Annotated in this window: 15 protein-coding genes; 9 read left to right on the top strand and 6 right to left on the bottom strand. The window is 72.9% G+C overall.

Annotated elements, in window-relative coordinates:
• Nucleotides 1–32: 32 nt before the first annotated feature.
• Both ACH4E7_RS16180 and ACH4E7_RS16185 read right to left on the bottom strand, forming a co-directional pair.
• Nucleotides 33–2426 carry an FtsX-like permease family protein gene (locus ACH4E7_RS16180; protein WP_396249684.1) on the bottom strand — a complete coding sequence of 798 codons (2394 nt, stop codon included), beginning with the start codon at nt 2424–2426 and terminating at the stop codon, nt 33–35.
• 150 nt (nt 2427–2576) lie between these two features.
• Entirely contained in the window at nt 2577–3290 is a 714-nt protein-coding gene (locus tag ACH4E7_RS16185) for an ABC transporter ATP-binding protein (protein WP_396249685.1), read from the bottom strand.
• Between the two features lie 278 nt (nt 3291–3568).
• Here ACH4E7_RS16185 and ACH4E7_RS16190 point away from each other — a divergent pair, with 278 nt between their 5' ends.
• The 4 genes from ACH4E7_RS16190 (at nt 3569) to ACH4E7_RS16205 (ending at nt 8095) form a co-directional block, all read left to right on the top strand.
• Complete coding sequence (locus ACH4E7_RS16190; protein ID WP_396249686.1) at nt 3569–5020, top strand: histidine kinase; 1452 nt, start codon at nt 3569–3571, stop codon at nt 5018–5020.
• Nucleotides 4972–5619, top strand: coding sequence for a response regulator (locus ACH4E7_RS16195; RefSeq protein WP_396249687.1), 648 nt, complete (start codon nt 4972–4974; stop codon nt 5617–5619). The genes ACH4E7_RS16190 and ACH4E7_RS16195 overlap by 49 nt, the downstream gene beginning before the upstream one ends.
• 386 nt (nt 5620–6005) lie before the next feature.
• The gene (locus ACH4E7_RS16200; protein WP_396249688.1) at nt 6006–7064 is read left to right on the top strand and encodes an isopenicillin N synthase family dioxygenase; all 1059 of its coding nucleotides are present in this window, start codon (nt 6006–6008) and stop codon (nt 7062–7064) included.
• Between the two features lie 293 nt (nt 7065–7357).
• A complete protein-coding gene (locus tag ACH4E7_RS16205; protein ID WP_396249689.1) occupies nt 7358–8095 on the top strand; it encodes a MerR family transcriptional regulator in 738 nt (245 codons plus the stop codon).
• Nucleotides 8096–8253: 158 nt separating this feature from the next.
• Here the strand turns inward: ACH4E7_RS16205 and ACH4E7_RS16210 are convergent, their stop codons facing one another.
• From ACH4E7_RS16210 to ACH4E7_RS16225, 4 genes are read right to left on the bottom strand one after another with little or no spacing between them, the layout of a single operon-like run.
• The gene (locus ACH4E7_RS16210; RefSeq protein WP_396249690.1) at nt 8254–10434 is read right to left on the bottom strand and encodes a 3-hydroxyacyl-CoA dehydrogenase NAD-binding domain-containing protein; all 2181 of its coding nucleotides are present in this window, start codon (nt 10432–10434) and stop codon (nt 8254–8256) included.
• A 37-nt stretch (nt 10435–10471) separates the two neighbouring features.
• A complete protein-coding gene (locus tag ACH4E7_RS16215) occupies nt 10472–11686 on the bottom strand; it encodes an acetyl-CoA C-acetyltransferase (RefSeq protein ID WP_396249691.1) in 1215 nt (404 codons plus the stop codon).
• Between the two features lie 51 nt (nt 11687–11737).
• The gene (locus ACH4E7_RS16220; RefSeq protein ID WP_396249692.1) at nt 11738–12880 is read right to left on the bottom strand and encodes an acyl-CoA dehydrogenase family protein; all 1143 of its coding nucleotides are present in this window, start codon (nt 12878–12880) and stop codon (nt 11738–11740) included.
• Between the two features lie 2 nt (nt 12881–12882).
• The gene (locus ACH4E7_RS16225) at nt 12883–14010 is read right to left on the bottom strand and encodes a CaiB/BaiF CoA transferase family protein (RefSeq protein WP_396249879.1); all 1128 of its coding nucleotides are present in this window, start codon (nt 14008–14010) and stop codon (nt 12883–12885) included.
• Nucleotides 14011–14282: 272 nt separating this feature from the next.
• On the opposite strand from ACH4E7_RS16225, the gene ACH4E7_RS16230 reads away from it, so the two are divergent.
• From ACH4E7_RS16230 to ACH4E7_RS16250, 5 genes are all read left to right on the top strand, one after another.
• Nucleotides 14283–14807 carry a GNAT family N-acetyltransferase gene (locus tag ACH4E7_RS16230; protein ID WP_396249693.1) on the top strand — a complete coding sequence of 175 codons (525 nt, stop codon included), beginning with the start codon at nt 14283–14285 and terminating at the stop codon, nt 14805–14807.
• Between the two features lie 81 nt (nt 14808–14888).
• A complete protein-coding gene (locus ACH4E7_RS16235) occupies nt 14889–15911 on the top strand; it encodes a hypothetical protein (RefSeq protein ID WP_396249694.1) in 1023 nt (340 codons plus the stop codon).
• Nucleotides 15912–15951: 40 nt separating this feature from the next.
• A complete protein-coding gene (locus tag ACH4E7_RS16240; protein ID WP_396249695.1) occupies nt 15952–17214 on the top strand; it encodes a sensor histidine kinase in 1263 nt (420 codons plus the stop codon).
• Nucleotides 17211–17912, top strand: a complete 702-nt coding sequence (locus tag ACH4E7_RS16245) for a response regulator (protein ID WP_396249696.1) — start codon at nt 17211–17213, stop codon at nt 17910–17912. The genes ACH4E7_RS16240 and ACH4E7_RS16245 overlap by 4 nt, the downstream gene beginning before the upstream one ends.
• Nucleotides 17913–18048: 136 nt before the next feature.
• Nucleotides 18049–18696, top strand: coding sequence for a Pr6Pr family membrane protein (locus ACH4E7_RS16250; RefSeq protein WP_396249697.1), 648 nt, complete (start codon nt 18049–18051; stop codon nt 18694–18696).
• The last annotated feature ends 50 nt before the right edge of the window (nt 18697–18746 follow it).

The raw sequence follows: 18746 nt of genomic DNA on the forward strand, positions 1-18746 counted from the left end.
ACGGGCCGACCGCCCGCGCCCCTCCCCCGCCGTCACTCCGTCCGCAGCGCCGTGACCGTCCGGGTGCGGGCCGCCCAGGTCGCGGGCAGGAGGGCGCCGAGCAGCGCCAGCACCAGGCCCCCGAGTATCAGCGGCCCCACCACCGACGGGGCGAACACGGTGAGGTCCGCGTCCGGCACCCCGATCCCGGCGGCGCGGGCCATCGCGGGCATCACCTGGTGGTGCACCAGGATCCCGACCGGGACCCCGATCAACCCGGCCACCAGCCCGCTGCCGCAGACCGAGGTGAGCACCATCCCGACGGTCTGCCGGGGAGACATCCCGAGCGCCTTGAGAACCCCGAGGTCGTGCACCCGCTCCCGGGTGTCCAGCAGCACCGTGTTGAGCACCCCGAGCCCTGCCACCACGGAGAGCAGCAGTGTGAGCGTGCCCGCCAGGGTGTTCATCGCCAGCACCACGATGTTGATGTGTTCCCCGCCGGGGTCGGCGCTCAGCCCCAGCGGCTTCACGGCCTGGTCCAGCCCGTCGGCATAGGCCGTCGTGTCGGTGCCCGGGGTGAGGTCGATGTGGAACGAGATCGCCTCGGCGTGGACCGCGCCGCCGAGCGGCGCCAGCGCGGCCCGGTCCAGGAACACCAGGTCGTTGGTGGTCAGCACCTCGCCGGTGATCTTCGCCGGGGTGCTGTGCCCCTGGTCGGTGAGGATGACGGTGTCACCGACCTTCGCCTGGTCGGCGCGCAGGAAGGCTGCGCTGACCACGACCTCGCCGGGGCCGTGGAACCAACGGCCCGAGACCAGTTGGAAGCCGCTCCAGGAGGCGTCACCGGTGAACGCGACCACCTGGGAGCGCCCGGTGTTCCCGGCCACGGTGACCGGGGTCGGCACACTGCTGTACCAGGCCCGGGTGCCGGAGCGAGACTCGATCGCCTTCACCACGGCCGCCTCGTCCACATGGTCGACGGGCTTCGGGGTGCCCTCGATCGGGGGCTGGACCAGCACCTTGCCCGCGCGGTCGGCCGTCAGGCCGTCCTGGAGGGAACCGAGCGACAGGGTCAGGCCGACGCAGAGGGTGACCCCGACCGTGCCGAGCACCACCGCGGCGGCGGTGGTCGCCGAGCGGCCCGGCCGGTTGAGCGGCGAGGCCATCCCGAGGCTGAGCGCACGCGGCACCGGCAGTCGGCCGATCAGGTTCTGCGCCCGGGACAGCAGGCCGGCCGCTCCGGCCCGGTCGGTCGTGCCACCGGCGGCCGCCCGCTTGGCGCCCGGCGCCGTCCGGCCCACCGCGAGCGCTTCCACCGTGCGCAGCCGCCCGGCGCGCAGCGCCGGCACCAGCGCAGTGCCCGTCACGGCGGCCAGGGCCCCCACCGGGACCACGACGTCCACCCAGAGCGGAATGCCGAGCAGGCCTCCGCGCAGGGCCTTGTGGGCCATCCCGAGAACCGGTACGGAGAGCAGGTTGCCGCCGAACACGCCGAGCGCCGTGCCGACCCCGGCGGGGATCAGCGCCTGGCCGACATAGGCGCGCGCCACCTGGGCCGGGGTGAAGCCCAGGGACTTGAGGATGCCGATCCGACGGGTGGCGGCGCTCACGGCGCCGCTGACCACGACACCGATGATCAGCACCGACATGGCCAGGCCGAGCACTCCGAAGGCCGTGACGAACGGGACGAAGGTCGAGGCCGTCCGGTTGGCCTCCTCCCGGGCGGGCCGGTAGGAGGTGGCCCCGGTGAGTGCTCCGCTCGGCACCGCAGCTGCCAGCGCAGCGTGGTCGGCCTCCACCTCGGCGTCACTGCCGGCGTGGGCGAAGCGGTAGAGGTACTGGGCGGCGGGGGTCGTGCCAGGCGCGGTCAGCCCGGCCACCTGCTCGGGGGCGACCCAGCCGTCCGCGCTCCAGGAGACCGAGGAGGCCAGGCCGACGACCTTGAGCGTCGGGTGCCCGGGCAGATCCGGGAACTGCATGCTGTCGCCGAGGGCCAGCGGGGAGTGCCCGTCCAGGAAGACCACCTCGCCGGGGCCCGCGACCCAGCGGCCCATGGTGAGCCGCAGGCCGTCCATGGGGCCGTCCTGGGCGCGGCCGACCAGCGTCAGCGGCGGCAGCAGGCTTCCACCTGGCGGGATCTTCGTGGCCGGGCCGGAGCGCGGCTGGACGGTGACGGCCTGGTAGGGGCCGGCCGAAGCCGTCACGCCGGGCGCGTGGGCGGCCGCGGCGAGCTGGGCGGGGCTCGCCTTGGTCTGGTCGTACAGCACGTTGAGGTGCGCGCCGTGCTGGTCTGCGAAGGAGCGCTGGTACGGGCCCTGGGCGGCGACCAGCAGCCCGACCGCGAGGATGCACGCCGTCACGGACATCATCGTGGTGAGCACCATGACCAGGGTCTGTACCCGCTTGCGGCCGACCCCTGCCCGGACCACCTTGCCGAGGGCGCTCATGCGCCCACCTCGCTTCGCTCGGCAGGGGCATTCACCCACGCGCACCTGCGATCAATTCGCTCGCTGCGCTCGCTCATGCGCCCACCTCGCTTCGCTCGGCAGGGGCATTCACCCACGCGCACCTTCCATCGATTCGCCCGATGCGCTCGCTCATCGCATCCCACCCGGGGTCGGGACGGCCGCCGTGTCCCGGACCAGCCGGCCGTCGAGCAGTTCGATCGTGCGGTCGGCGCAGGCCTCGGCGAGTGCGGTGTCATGGGTGACCAGCAGGATCGTCTGGCCCTCCGCGTTGAGCCCGCGCAGCAGGTCGCGGACGTCGGCGGCCGAGGCGGTGTCCAGCGCGCCGGTCGGCTCGTCCGCCAGCAGCAGCGGCGGACGGTTCATCAGCGCCCGCGCCACCGCGACGCGCTGGCGCTCGCCGCCGGAGAGCCGGCCGGGGAAGGCCTTGGCGTGCCGGGCCACCCCGAGCCGCTCCAGCAACTCCCCGGCCCGGGCCCGGGCCTGCTCCCGCCGCATCCCGGCCAGCTGGGCCGGGAGCAGCACGTTGTCCTCCACAGTCAGGTCGTCCAGCAGGTTGAAGAACTGGAACACCATGCCGATCCGCGTCCGCCGGTACTCGGCCAGCGCGGCCTCACCGAGCTGGTGGACGGCCACGCCGTCCACCTCGACCGCGCCCTCGCTCGGGCGGTCGAGGCCGGCGATCAGGTTCAGCAGGGTGGACTTGCCGCTGCCCGAGCGGCCGAGCACGGCCAGCGCCTCGCCGGCCCGTACCTCCAGGTCGAGCCCGGCCAGCGCGGGGCGGGCGGCGTCGGTTCGGTCGTACGTCTTGCTGACGCCGCGGATCCGGATGATCGGCGCGTTCACGGGCCCTCCACCGTTCGAGGTCCGGCACCGGGAGACACCGGGCCGGCTGACGGGAGACGACGCTACGGATCGGCGGCGGGGTGCAGACAGCCGTCTAAACGGCCTCTCGGAGGTGTATCCAGATACACCTCGAACTGGGTGTTCAGGCCTAGGGCGCCGGGTCCGCGCGCCAGGCAGACTGAGCCGTCGAAAGATCGGGACCGCGGGCCTGTGGGGCTTCGGAACCGCAGGCTTCGGGGCCCCTGCACAGGGGCTGCGGAACGCAGAGGGGGAGTGTCATGAGGACAGGAGCGATCGGCAGGGTGGCCCGGCAACTGGGCCGGGCCTGCGTGGACGGCGTACGCGCCTGGTACGTGGCGACACTGGCCGTGACGGGGCTGGTCTCGCTGCTGGCCGGGCCGATCCTGCTGGCTGCCGCTCTGTTCGGTCCGGACGAGTCCCGGCCGTTCTCCCCCGGCGGGCCGCTGATCCTGCTCGTGCCGATGGCGCCGGTCGCCCTCTGGGCGCTCTGCTGGGCCACCGGGGGCGGCGGCCGGGCGGTCGGGGCCGCGCTGTTCGCCCCGGGCGCGCTCGCGGTGATGGCGACCCATCTGTACGGCGGAGCGGCGCCCGGCAACCGGTCCGTCTCGCTCTGGCTGGCGCCCTCGCTGCTGGTGCTCGGGCTGTTCGGCGCGCGCTGGGCCGCCACCGAGAGCCGACGCGTCGTCGAGCGGTGGAGCGGCCGGCCGGTCCCGGTGCCGTACCGTCGCCCGGCAGGGGAGGCCGGCCCCTGGCGGCGGCTGCGGTTCGGCGGGTGGCTGACCGACCCGGCGACCTGGCGGGACCTCGCCTGGGCGCTCCTCACCGGCCTCGCCGTGCTGTTCACCGCCGCGATCGTGCTGCTGACCCCGGTCGCCCTGGAGGTCTTCGGCCGGAACGGGCCGTTCTTCCCGCTGTTCATCGTCTACGGCATGGGCGTCTGGATGTTCCCGTTCGCCGTCCTGTGGGCCGCCCCGCCCGTCCTGCGGATTCACGAGAAGTCCGCCCGGGCACTGCTCGGGCCGTCCCGGCGAACCGAACTCGCCCGCCAGGTCAGTCACCTGACCCGGACCAGGGCGGACACCATCGACGCCGGCGCCGCCGAGCTGCGCCGGATCGAGCGGGACCTGCACGACGGGGCGCAGGCCCGGCTCGTGGCCCTGGGCATGCTGCTGACTGTCGCCGAGCAGCTGAAGCACGACCCGGAAGCCCTCGGGCCGCTGCTGGCCGAGGCCCGGACGTCCTCGGTGAAGGCGCTGAGCGAGCTGCGGGACCTGGTCCGGGGCATCCACCCGCCGGTGCTGGCCGACCGCGGCCTGGCCGACGCGGTGCAGGCGACCGCGCTGGACCTGCCGCTGCCGGTCACCTTCACCGGCAGCCTGCCGGGCCGGGCCCCGGCCCCGGTGGAGTCGGCCGCCTACTTCGCGGTGAGCGAGCTGCTGGCCAACACGGTGAAACACGCCGGGGCCTCGCACGTGTGGATCGAGATAGGGCACAGTGACGGGCTGCTGCGGATATCGGTAGCCGACGACGGGCGCGGTGGCGCCGACCCGTCCCGGGGAACCGGCCTCAGCGGAACCGAACGCCGACTGGCCGCCTTCGACGGGGTGCTCGCGATCAGCAGCCCGTCCGGTGGTCCGACCATCGTGAACATGGAGATCCCGTGCGCGTTGTCATCGCCGAAGACCTCTTCCTCCTCCGGGACGGGCTGACCCGGCTGCTGGAGGCCAACGGCATGAAGGTCACCGCGGCGGTTGAGAACGGCGAACAGCTGCTCGCCGCGGTGGCCGCCGACCGGCCCGACATCGCCGTGGTCGACGTGCGACTGCCGCCGAGCTTCACCGACGAGGGGCTGCGCGCGGCCATGACGGCCCGTCAGGCCCACCCGGGCCTGCCCGTGTTGGTGCTGTCGCAGTTCGTGGAACAGCTGTACGCCCGCGAGCTGCTGGCCGGCAGCACGGGCGGGATCGGCTACCTGCTCAAGGACCGCGTGCTGGACGGCGCCCAGTTCATCGACGCCGTCCGGCGGGTCGCTCAGGGCGGTACCGCGATGGACCCGGAGGTGATCACCCGGCTGCTCACCCACAACTCCTCGGCCGGTCCGGTCTCCACCCTCTCCCCGCGCGAGCGGCAGGTGCTGGCGCTGATGGCCGAGGGCCGGTCCAACGCGGCGATCGCCCAACAGCTGGTGATCACCGAGCGGGCGATCGCCAAGCACACCGCGTCGATCTTCGTCCGGCTCGGCCTCCAGCCCTCGGACGACGACAACCGCCGCGTCCTGGCCGTCCTGGCCTATCTCAACAACGCCTGAAAACCCCGACACCCCCGGAAGGGAGCCGCCGATCAGAGCATGGGCCCGCGCTGAAAGGCCTCACCCTGAAAGACCCGCAACTTGAAGGATCACGGACAAGTGATGGGCGGCCCTCCGCCGCAGGGGGCTCGCCCACCGTGGAAGCGGTCATTTACGCTGGTGAGGTGCTCATCCTTGTTCGCCGCCGCCACGTGGACCTGCTCCGCGTGACAAGCATGTCCTGTCGACGCTCCGGCTGAACCTCGCGCCACCCACCCTCAACGGCGGCCCTCAGCGGCCGCCACCACCTCCCGGCTCCCGGAGCACCCCGCCGCACCAGGCGCAGCTCCGGCCCCTCCCGGTCGACCACCGGGACCGACCGGGACGAGACCCAGCGGATGTCACACATGACGCAGCAGCACACGCCCATACCCGGAACCGGCTCCACCGAGGCGCTCCCCGAAGCCCTCCCGGTGATCGACCTCTCGCTCGCCGACGGCAGCCCGGAGGACCGCCTCCGCCTGCACGACGACCTGCGCGCCGCGGCCACCGGCGTCGGCTTCTTCCAGCTCGTCGGCCACGGCGTCACCCCGGAGGAGACGGCCGCGCTCACCGCCGCCATGCGCGCCTTCTTCGCCCTCCCCGAGGCCGACCGGCTCGCCGTGAGCAACCTCAACTCCCCGCACTACCGCGGCTACACCCGCACCGGCGACGAGCGCACCGGCGGCAGCCAGGACTGGCGCGACCAGCTGGACATCGGCGCCGAGCTGCCGCCGCACGTCCCCGGCGCCGGCGAGCCCGCGTACTGGTGGCTGGAGGGGCCCAACCAGTGGCCCGACGCACTCCCCGAGCTGCGCACCGCCGCCCTCGGCTGGATCGACCACCTCGGCGGGGTCGCCCGCCGCCTGCTGCACGAGCTCCTCACCGCGATCGGCGCCCGCCCCGACTTCTACGACGACGCCTTCGCCGGCCACCCCCACCTGCGCCTCAAGCTGGTCCGCTACCCCGGCACCGCCCCGAACGGCGCCGGCCAAGGCGTCGGCGCCCACAAGGACTACGGCTTCATCACCCTGCTGCTGCAGGACACCGTCGGCGGGCTCCAGGTCGAGCGCCCGAACGGCACCTTCCTGGATATCCCCCCGCTCGACGGCGCCTTCGTCGTCAACCTCGGCGAACTGCTGGAAGTGGCCACGGACGGCTACCTCAAGGCCACCAGCCACCGTGTGGTCAGCCCGCCCGGCGCCCGCGAGCGCTTCTCCGTCCCCTTCTTCTACAACCCCCGCCTCGACGCCCACATCGAGCCGCTCGACTTCCCGCTCGCCCACCACGCCCCCGGCGCCACCGAGGACCCCGACAACCCCCTCTTCGCCGACTTCGGCCTCAACGAATGGAAGGGCTACACCCGAGCCCACCCCGAAGTCACCCGCCGCCACCACGCCGCCCTGACCGAACCCGCCGTCCGCTGACCCCAGGCGAACGGTCGTCGACGCCCCTGCCCCGCCGATCGGACCCGCTTCAACGGTCCGGTCCCGGCCCGCTCCAACGGTCCGGTCCCTGCGGGAGGCAGGGGCGTCCGCGTCGTACGCCGTCGGGCATGCCGCGGGCCCGGACGCGGGCCCCGGGCAGCGCGCGGCGAGATCGTGCGGGGTCTACCGGAGGGCGCGGCCATCGGGCGGGAAACCCATCGATGGACCTGGCCGCACGGCACTGTCACACTGCTGGTGTCACAGCAGGAGTGTGCCAGCGCGGGAGGCAGCAGATGGGGGAGCACGGCGCCGTTGTGGGGGAGGTGCGGCTGACGGTGGATGAGTTGGCGGCGCGGGCCGGGGTGACCGTGCGGACGGTGCGGTTCTACGGGACGAGGGGGCTGCTGCCGCCGCCGGAGTTGGGACCGCGGCGGGTGGGGTTGTACGGGGCGGAGCACCTGGACCGGCTGGGGCTGATCGAGGAGTTGCAGCGGCAGGGGCTGACGCTGGCGGCGATCGAGCGGTACCTGGCGCGGCTGCCGGAGGACAGTACGCCGCTGGATCTGGCGATCCACCGGGCATTGGTGGCGTCCTGGACGCCGGAAACCCCGGAGGAGGCCACCAGGGCGCAGCTGGAGCGGCGGGCCGGGCGGGGGCTGTCCGAGCAGCACGTGGAGCGGCTGGTCGCGATGGGGGCGCTGGAGCGGACGACGGATCCGGAGGTGTTCCGGGTGGATCCGGGCCTGCTGCCGCTGGGCGTGCGGATCCTGGACGTGCCGATCCCGTTGGAAACGCTGCTGGCCGCCCGGGCGGTGGTGCTGGAGCACAGCCGGGCGACGGCCCGGGAGTTGCAGCGGCTGTTCCGGGAGACGGTGTGGAAGCCGTACCGGGAGAGCGAGCCGGCCCCCGATGAGCTGGCCCGGATGAAGGCCCTGACCGACCACATCCAGCCGATGGTGGCCCAGGCGCTGGTCACGGCGTTCCAGCGGTCCCTACGGGAGGAATTCGGCGAGCAGCTCGGCGAGGAGTGAGGGGCCGGGCGGAATCGGCCGGCGAATCGGGCCGGGGAACCGGACAGGAAATCGGGCCGGAAATCGGCCGGGAAGCCGGACAAGGGAATCGGGCCGGGAAGCGGGTGAGGCCGTGACGGGCACGGCCTCACCCGGATCCGCCTGATCCGAGGCCGGGATCAGTCGGTGAAGGTCCGCCCCTCCGCCGCGATCCGCTCCAGCAGCGCCGGCGGCGCGAAGCGCTCGCCGTACGCGGCGGCGAGTTCGCGGGCGCGGGCCGCGAAGCCGGCCGGGCCGCCCTGGTAGCCGTTGATGTACTGGAACACGCCGCCGGTCCAGGCCGGGAAGCCGATGCCCAGGATCGAGCCCACGTTGGCGTCGGCGACCGAGGTCAGTACGCCCTCCTCCAGGCAGCGCACCGAGTCCAGCGCCTCGCTGAACAGCATTCGCTCCTTGAGGTCCTCGAACGGGACGTCGGCGACGTCGACGTCCGGACGCGAGAAGTGCTCCAGCAGCCCCGGCCAGAGCCGCCCGCGCTTGCCGTCCTCGCCGTACTCGTAGAAGCCCGCGCCGCCGCTGCGCCCCGGGCGGCCGAACTCGTCGACCATCCGGTCCACCACCGCGTCCGCCGGGTGCGGCGTCCAGGTGCCGCCGGCGGCCTCCGCCGAGCGCCGGTACTCGTCGCGGATCTTGCGCGGCAGGGTGAGGGTCAGCTCGTCCATCAGGGAGAGCACCTTGGCGGGGTAGCCGGCCTGGGCGGCGGCCTGCTCGATGCTGGACGGGTGGATGCCCTCGCCGACCATGGCGACGCCCTCGTTGAGGAACTGGCCGATCACCCGCGAGGTGAAGAAGCCGCGCGAGTCGTTGACCACGATCGGGGTCTTGTCGATCTGCCGGACCAGGTCGAAGGCGCGGGCGAGCGCCTCGTCGCCGGTCTGCGGGCCACGGATGATCTCGACCAGCCGCATCTTGTCGACCGGCGAGAAGAAGTGTAGGCCGATGAAGTCGCCGGTGCGCTGGACGCCCTCGGCGAGCAGGCCGATCGGCAGGGTGGAAGTGTTGGAGCAGAGCAGCGCGTCGGGGGCGACGACGCCCTCGACCTCCTGGAACACCTTGTGCTTGAGCTCGGTGTTCTCAAAGACGGCCTCGATCACCGCGTCGCAGTCGGCCAGGTCGGCGGCCTCGGCGGTGGGGGTGATCCGGGCGAGCAGCGCGTCGCGCTTGGCCTCGGTGGAGCGTCCGCGGGCCACGGCCTTGTTCAACAGCCCCTCGGAGTAGGCCTTTCCGCGCTCGGCGGCCTCCAGGCTCACGTCCTTGAGCATGACCTCGATGCCGGCCTTGGCGCAGGCGTAGGCGATGCCGGCGCCCATCATCCCGGCGCCGAGCACGGCGACCTTGCGGACCAGCCGCTGCTCGACGTCCTTGGGGCGCCCGGCACCGGAGTTGACCGCCTGCATGTCGAAGAACAGCGCCTGGATCATGTTCTTGCTGGTCTGCCCGCAGGCCAGCTCGGTGAAGTAGCGGGCCTCGATCGCCATCGCGGTGTCGACGTCGACCTGGCTGCTCTCCACCGCCGCGGCCAGCACGTTGCGCGGGGCCGGGTAGGGCGCGCCGTTCAGCTGCTTGCGCAGGTTGGCCGGGAAGGCGGGCAGGTTGGCGGCGAAGGCGGGGGTCGCCGGGGTGCCACCGGGGATCTTGTATCCCTTGACGTCCCAGGGCTGGACGGCGGTCGGGTTGGCCTCGATCCAGGCCTTCGCGCGAGCGGCCAACTCCTCGGGGGTGTCCACCAGTTCGTGCACCAGTCCGTGCTCCAGCGCCTGCGCCGGGCGGTACTGGCGGCCCTGCAGCAGGAACTTCAGCAGGGCGTCGGTGATGCCGAACAGCCGTACCGTACGGACCACTCCGCCGCCGCCGGGCAGCAGACCGAGGGTGACCTCGGGCAGGCCGATCCGGCTGGCCGGGGTGTCCAGCGCGATCCGGTGGTGGCAGGCGAGGGCGATCTCCAGGCCGCCGCCGAGCGCGCTGCCGTTGACGGCGGCGACGACCGGCTTGCCGAGGGTCTCCAGGGTGCGCAGCGAGCGCTTGATCCGCATGGACTTCTCGAAGACGGCCTCGGCGTCCTCGGGGCGGGCCGCGGAGAGCATCCGCAGGTCTCCCCCGGCGAAGAAGGTCTTCTTGCCGGAGGTGATCACCACGCCGCGCAGCGCGTCTCCGAGCTCGGCCAGCCGCCCGACCACGGTCTCGAAGTCGGCGGTGAAGGCCTCGTTCATGGTGTTGACGGACTGGGTGGGGTCGTCGAGGACGAGGGTGACCACGCCGTCCTGGTCCTGCTCCCAGCGGATGGTGGTGGTGTCGCTCATCAAGTTCTCCAGGTCTACCGGTCTGCTGGGGAGGGGGTCAGACGCGCTCGACGACGGTGGCGATGCCCATGCCGCCGCCCACGCAGAGGGTGATCAGGCCGTAGCGCAGGTCGCGCCGCTCCAGCTCGTCGATCACGGTGCCGAGCAGCATCGCGCCGGTGGCGCCGAGCGGGTGGCCGAGGGCGATCGCGCCGCCGTTGACGTTCACCTGGTCGTGACGGAAGCCGAGTTCGCGGATGAAACGGAGCGCGACCGCCGCGAAGGCCTCGTTGATCTCGACCAGGTCGATGTCGGCGGCGGTGAGGCCGGCCTTGGCGAGCGCCTTGCGGGTGGCCGGAGCGGGGCCGGTGAGCATGATGGTCGGCTCGGAGCCGGAGACCGCGGCGGAGACGATCCGGGCGCGCGGGCGCAGCCCGTACCGCTCGCCGACCTCGCGGTTGCCGATCGCGACCAGGGCGGCGCCGTCCACGATGCCGGAGGAGTTGCCCGCGTGGTGGACGTGGTCGATGGCCTCCACCCAGTGGTACTTCTGCAGGGCGACGGCGTCGAAGCCGCCGGCCTCGCCGATCGCCGCGAAGGAGGGCTTGAGGCCGGCCAGGGTCTCGACGGTGGTGCCGGGGCGGATGAACTCGTCGCGCTCCAGCACGACCAGTCCGTTGCGGTCACGCACCGGGACCACCGAGCGGTCGAACAGGCCGTCCGCCTGGGCCTTGGCGGCGCGGGCCTGGGACTCGGCGGCGAAGGCGTCCACGTCGGTGCGGGAGAAGCCCTCGATGGTGGCGATGAGGTCGGCGCCGATGCCCTGCGGGGCGAAGTTGGTCTCGTACGCGGTCATCGGGTCGGCGAACCAGGCGCCGCCGTCGGAGGCCATCTTGACCCGGGACATCGACTCCACGCCGCCGGCCAGGATGAGATCCTCCCAGCCCGAACGGACCTTGGCGGCGGCCAGGTTGACGGCTTCCAGGCCGGAGGCGCAGAAGCGGTTCTCCTGGACGCCGGCCACGGTGTCGGGCAGGCCGGCCGCGACGGCGGCGATCCGGGCGATGTCGGAGCCCTGGTCGCCGATCGGGCTGACCACGCCGAGCACGATGTCGTCGATCGCGGCCGGGTCCAACTCGGGGTAGCGGTGGCGCAGTTCACGGATCAGGCCGACGACCAGGTCGATCGGCTTGGTGCCGTGCAGCGAGCCGGTGGCCTTGCCGCGGCCGCGCGGGGTGCGGATCGCGTCGTAGACGTACGCTTCGGTGGTCACGATGGAAATGCCTTTCGGGGCAGGGGGGTTCCTGAGGGTTCCGGACGGGGCTCAGCCGAGGATGGAGCGGCCGACGATCTCCTTCATGATCTCGGTGGTACCGCCGTAGATGGTCTGGATGCGGCCGTCGGTGAACGCCCGGGCGACCGGGAACTCGCTCATGTAGCCGTAGCCGCCGTGGAGTTGCAGGCAGCGGTCGGCGGTGCGCTTCTGCAGTTCGGTGGCCCACCACTTGGCCATCGAGGCGTCGGCCGGGGTGAGCGCGTAGCGGTTGTGCTCGGTGATGCAGCGGTCGACGAAGGTCCGGGTGATCGCGCACTCGGTGGCCAGCTCGGCGATCTCGAAGCGGACGTGCTGGAGATTGGCCAGCGGACGGCCGAAGGCCTCGCGCTGCTTGACGTAGTCGGTGGTGATCTCGACCAGGTACTCGGCGCCGGCGATCGCCGCGACGGCGATGGTGAGCCGCTCCTGGGCGAGGTTCTGCATCAGGTGGACGAAGCCGCCGTTGAGCTCGCCGATCAGGTTCCCCTTCGGCACCCGGACGTCCTCGAAGAACAACTCGGCCGTGTCCTGGGCCTTCTGGCCGATCTTGTCGAGGTTGCGGCCGCGCTCGAAGCCGGGCGTGCCGCGCTCGACGGCGAGCAGGCTCAGCCCGTGCGCGCCGCCCTCGGGAGTGGTGCGGGCGACCACGATCACCAGGTCGGCGAGGATGCCGTTGGAGATGAAGGTCTTGGCGCCGTTGAGCAGGTAGTGGTCGCCCTGGTCGACCGCGTGGGTGCGGATGCCCTGCAGGTCGGAGCCGGTGCCGGGCTCGGTCATCGCGATCGCGGTGATCAGTTCGCCGGTGCAGAAGCCGGGCAGCCAGCGGCGCTTCTGCTCCTCGCTGGCGAGTGAGGTGAGGTACGGGCCGATGATGTCGTTGTGCAGACCGATCGCCAGCCCGGAGGCACCGGCCCGGGCGAACTCCTCGGCCAGCACGGCGGCGTAGCGGAAGTCCGGGGTGCCGCCACCGCCGTACTCCTCGGGGACGGCCAGGCCGAGCAGGCCCTGGCGTCCGGCCGCGAGCCAGGCGGAGCGGTCGACGATGCCGGCCTTCTCCCAGCGGTCGTAGTGCGGCAGCACCTCCTTGGCGAGAAAGGCCTTCACGGTGGCCCGGAAGTCCTCGTGCTGCTCGGTGAAGATCTCGCGCTGCAACGCTACTCTCCTTGTTCTGCTGCGGAGTCGAGAGCCGACGGGTCGATGGACGGGACCCGCCAGTCCCGGGCCACCTCGGCGGTGTCCGCGCCCGGCCGGGCGGGTGGGCGGCGCAGCGCACCGGGGGTGGCGGAGAAGCGCGGGGCGGGGGCGGGCTGGGTGACGCCGTCCGCCTCGACGTACGTACCGCGCGCCGACAGATGCCCGTCCGCCGCCGCCTGCCGCATCGTCAGAACCGGCTCCACGCAGGCGTCCGAGCCGGCGAAGACGGTCTCCCACTCGGCCCTGGTCCGGGTGGCGAAGCGGGCGGCGATCAGCGCGCGCAGTTCGGGCCAGCGGGCGAGGTCGTGCTGCCCCGGCGCGCCCGGGTCCAGCCCCAGCAGGCGGACGAACTCGGCGTAGAACCGGGGCTCCAACGCGCCCACGGAGAGGTGCCCGCCGTCGGCCGCGCGGTAGATCGCATAGAACGGCGCGCCGCCGTCCAGCAGGTTGACGCCCCGGCGGTCCTGCCAGTGCCCGGCCGCGAGCAGGCCCCACAGCATGCTGCCGAGGTGCGCCGCGCCGTCCACGATCGCGGCGTCGACCACCTGGCCGGCACCCGTGGCACGGGCGTGGTGCAGCCCGGCGAGCAGTCCGACGACCAGGTAGAGCGAGCCGCCCGCGTAATCGCCGAGCAGATTGGCCGGGATCCCCGGCGCCTCCTCCGCCCCGCCCTGCGCCGCGACCATCCCGAGCACCCCGGCCACCGCCGAGTACCCGAGGTCGTGCCCGGCGGTCGCGGCCCGCGGCCCCTGCTGCCCCCACCCGGTCATCCGCCCGTACACCAGCGCCGGATTGCGCGCCAGGCACACCTCCGGCCCGACCCCGAGCCGCTCCGCGACCCCCGGCCGGTACCCCTCGATCAGCAGATCCGCCCGCTCGACCAGGTCCAGCACCCGCCTAGGGCCCTCCGGCGACTTCAGGTCGATCAGCACCGACCGCTTGTTCCGATTGGTCAGGTCGTACACCGGATCCGTCCCCAGCGGCGAGGGCTCCGGCCGGTCCACCCGCACGACGTCCGCTCCGAGGTCCCCCAACAGCATGGCCGCGAACGGCCCCGGCCCGATCCCCGCGAGCTCCACCACCCGCACACCCGCCAACGGCCCCGGACCGCCCGCGCCGCCCGCTGGACTGCTTGTGTCACGCACTGGCCGCAGACCCCTTCAGGGTTTGACAGTAAAGCTGTAACACTCGCGATGATAGGGAAGCGACCGGCCGGTAACAAGACCTCCTCCCCGGCCTCGTGTCACCGGGGCGATCGGGTGTGGGCCAATTCCACAGCCGGGGAGAAATGGGCGGGCGAGTGTCGGGGTAATGGCCTAAGGTGCGACTGGTCTATTACTCACGACACGGGGGAGCCGCCATGACCACCACCGCACGCACGATCGTCGCCGTCTCCGAGCGGCTGGTGCTGACGCGGCCGCAGGAGGGGGACGTGGAGGCGATGTTCGCCATCCACGGGGATCCTGAGACCAACCGGTACAACCCACACGGGCCGCAGCGGGACATCGCGCAGGCGCAGGAGATGCTGGACGGGTTCGTGGCGGACTGGCCGCGGGACGGGGTGGGGTACTGCGCCGTGTCGACGCGGGAGGAGCCGGGGGTGATCATCGGGTTCGCCGGGCTGTATCTGAACACCCTGGACGGGGAGAAGGTGTTCAACCTGTACTACCGCTTCCGGCCGTCCGCGTGGGGCAAGGGCTACGCGGCGGAGGCGGCGCGGGCGGCGATGGCGGAGGCGCTGCCGCGGTTCCCGGGGATTCCGGTGACCGCGCTGATCCGGGCCGACAACCTGCCCTCGCGGCGGCTCGCCGAGCGGCTCGGGCTGGTGGCCGACCCGGACGGGCGGGTCGACGACGAGGAGCGGCTGATCCACCGGATGGCGTGAGCCGGAATCCCCCGCCGGGGGGAGGGGGATCGGGCGCCGGGCGGAGGTGCGGGCCCGGGGGGCGGCGGCAACGTAGGGGGCATGAGGCGCAAAGAGGATGTGGTACGGGGGGTGGCGGCCGGGATCGCGATGGCCTCCACCGCGCCCTATCTGACACTGAAACTGCTGTGGCTGACCGGCTCCCACGTGGGCGTGCGTGACCCGAAGGCGCTGGACAGCCTCTGGACGCTCAACCTCCTCACCTTCGGCATGGACGCGATCGCGCTGGCGCTCGCGCTCTCCTTCGTACGGCCGTGGGGGCGGCGGGCACCGGCCGGGCTGGTGGCCTTCCCGATGTGGGTGGCGACCGGGCTGCTCGGAACGATCCTGGTGGCGGTGCCGGCGGACGCGCTCGCCTCGCTGGTGCTCGGGCCGGAGCACCGCACGCCGGATCAGCCGCACCTCGACGACACCATCGCGGACTGGGTGTTCGCCCTCGTCTACGGCGGCTTCGGAGTGCAGGGCCTCTCGCTGATCACCGCGTTCGTGCTCTACGCCCGCCGGCGCTGGGCGGGCCTTCTGCGCAGCCGGATCGGCGACCTGCCCGACTCCCCCACCCGCACCGTGCAGCGGGCCTTCGCCTGCGTCGCCGCGCTGGTCGCGCTGGCGGTCGCCGGGGTCCGGGCGTACTGGGCGGCCGGCGGGGAGGTGGGGCTGCCGGTCCACTGGGTCGAGCAGCGCACCCGGTCGATCGCCACGATGGACGCCACGATGGCGACCATGGCGGTGGCCGCGACGGCCGCGACGCTGGTGCTGGTGTTCCGGATCGGGCCCGGGCGGCGGCTCCGGGGTCCGCTGACGGTGGCGTGGCTGGGCGCCGGTTCGCTGTTCGGCTGGGGCGGCTACCAATTGGTGGCGTTCGGGACCGAGACGACGGTAAAGGACCTGCCGAGCGCCACACCGGGGCTGATGAACCTGGTGCAGGCCGGGCAGTTCACGGCCGGGGTGCTGGTGCTGGCCGTCGGCGCGATGGCACTGACCGAACGGGCGGTGCAGCGGGAACGGCCGAGTGCACGGGCGGCCCTGAGCGAAACAGAGCCGCCGAGCGACCAGGTCGCGCGATGACACCGACCCGCCGGACGCCCGCTGACGTAGAGTCACCCGGGTGGACACGGGGGGCGGCCGGCTGCGGTCAGTGGTGGAGGCGTTGTTCGGGCGGCGGGCCCGGCTACGCTGGGTGCATCTGGTGCTGGGCGGCGCGCTGCTGATGCCGTACTGGCTGCTGTCGATCGTGGGGCTCGGAGCGCTCAACCCCGACCAGGGGCACCTGCGACAAGTGCTGCTGCAGCTGCTGGCGCTGTTCACCTCGCTGCCGATGGCGGCCGTCACCGCGCTGGTGCCGACCGTCCGGGGGCTGGAGGGCGCGGCCGCGCGGGCGCTGTGCATGGTGGCGCGGCCGGAGGAGCTCACCACCGGACCGGCCCGGTCCTGGGGGGCGAGGTGGCGCACCGCCGTCTGGTTCGTGCTGCACCTGTTCTCCGGCGGGGTGGTCGCCGGGATGACGCTGGCCGGGGTCCCGTTCTCGGCGGTGCTGCTGATGAGCCTCGGCGGGTCCGAGGACCTCGCCCGGTTCTGGGAGGACCGTTTCCCCGGCTGGATGTTCACCGGCCCGATGCTGGGCCTGGCCGTCCTGCTGCTGGTCGTCGGCACCAACGCCGCCTTCGGTGCGCTGCTCGCCCGCTGGGCGCCCGCCCTGCTCGGGCCGACCCCGGAGGAGCGGCTGGCCGCCGCCGAGCGACGGGCCGCCGTCCTCGCCCAGCGCAACCGGCTGGCCCGTGAGCTGCACGACTCCGTCGGGCACGCGCTCAGCGCGGTCGGCATCCAGGCCTCCGCGGCGGCCCGGGTGCTGCGCACCGACCCGGACTTCGCCACCGAGGCACTGCGGGCGATCGAGGAGACCGCGCGGGGGGCCGTCGCCGAACTGGACACCGTGCTCGGGCTGCTGCGCGAGGAGGAGGCCACCGCCGAACCCGCCGGGCCTACACTCGCCGAGCTGGACGACCTGCTGCGCCAACTCGCCCGCACCGGCGTGACGGTGGACGCCAAGCTGGACCCCGGTCTGGCCGCGCTGCCCGCCGAGGTCTCCCGCGAGGCCTACCGGATCGTGCAGGAGGGCCTGACCAATGTGCTGCGGCACGCCGGGCCCGCCCCGGCCGGACTGCGGGTCGCCCTGGACACGGACCGGCTGGAGATCGAACTGACCAATCCGCTCGGCCCCGCCCGCCCGAGCCGCCCGGGCGGCGGGCGCGGGCTGCGCGGGATCGGGGAACGCGCCACGACCCTGCGCGGCGGGAGCACGGCGGGGCCGAGCGAGGACGGAACGACGTGGCGGCTGGCCGTCTGGCTGCCGGTGGGAGGGACATCATGAACGAGAGCGCCGGTAGCGAGAGCATCGGTCACGAGAGCATCCGCGTGGTGATCGCGGACGACGAGCGGCTGGTCCGGATGGGCCTGCGGGTGGTGATCGACGCCGAGCCGGACCTCACCGTGGTCGGCGAGGCCTCCGACGGCGCCGAGGTCGTCCCGCTGGTGCGCGAGCTGCGCCCGGACGTGGTGCTGATGGACGTCCGGATGCCCGGCATCAACGGGATCCGGGCCACCGAGCAGCTGGTCGGCGGCATGGCCGAGCCGCCGCGGATCCTGGTGGTCACCACCTTCGAGCACGACGACCACGTGTACGACGCACTGCGCGCGGGCGCGGCCGGGTTCCTGCTGAAGCGGGCACGGGCGGAGGAGATGGTCCAGGCGGTACGGCTGGTCGCGCGCGGGGACTCGCTGCTGTTCCCGGCGGCCGTACGCGAACTCGCGCTGCGCCACGGCGCGGACGGCCGCCGGAAGGCCGCCGCCGTGGACCGGGGGCCGATCGGACGGCTGACCGAGCGGGAGGGGCAGGTGTTGCGGCTGATGGCCACCGGGCTCAACAACGGCGAGATCGCCCGGCAGCTGGTGGTGAGCCAGGAGACGGTGAAGACGCACGTCGGCGGCGTGCTGGCCAAATTGGGCGCCCGGGACCGCACCCAGGCGGTGATCGCGGCGTACGAGTCGGGGTTCGTCCTGCCCGGCTGAGCCTCGGACAGCGATTCGTACGGGTACGCACCGGCTCGCGGAGAGGTTCCGCCCGCCCACTACCACCAAGTAGAGTGCGGCATTCCTCTTGGCCGTCCGATACCTCCCGTATCGCCTGGAACGAACTGGTGGCCGTATGACAGTCCGGACCAGCCCCGCGCTGTGGTGGCGCGCGGGCATCGCGCTCTCGGCGGGCCTCGGCCTGTCCCTGGGGGCGGCGTCGCTGGTGTACTTCACCGTGCAGAGCAATGTGATCGTGCTCGGCTACTTCATCGGCGCGGTCTACTGGATGATCAAGCGCGACACCGTCGACGCGCCCGCACCCCGGCTGCGCGGCGCCGCCACGCTGTACATCCTGATCACCGGACTGGTCTCGCACATCCTGCTCCAGCACGGCGCCAACCCGCTGCCCGGGCTGGTCAGCGGGCCGGACCGGCTGGCGCACTGGTCGTCCTTCTTCCTGCACTACGTGACGCCGGTGATGGTGCTCGCCGATTGGCTGCTGCTGAAGCCGCGCAACGCGACGGCCTGGAAGGACATCCCGCTCTGGCTGGCCTTCCCGCTCGGCTACGCGGCGATCGTGCTCGCCCGCAACGCGCTGTTCGACGACTTCCCGACGCCGTACCCGTACTTCTTCTTCGACCCGACCGGCAAGGGCTACGGCTATGTCTGGGGCCAGATCGCCCAGCTGACCGTGGAGTTCATCGTGCTCGCCGCGCTCGTCGTCGGGCTGGACCGGCTGGGCACGCTGGTCGCGGCCAAGCTGAGGCCCGCGAGGGCCTGATGGCCTGATGGCGGTGATGGCCGCCGGAGCCTGAGCTGCGCGGCGGCCGG

Origin of the sequence: Kitasatospora sp. NPDC018058 (assembly GCF_044327205.1) — a bacterium.
Taxonomy (GTDB): domain Bacteria; phylum Actinomycetota; class Actinomycetes; order Streptomycetales; family Streptomycetaceae; genus Kitasatospora.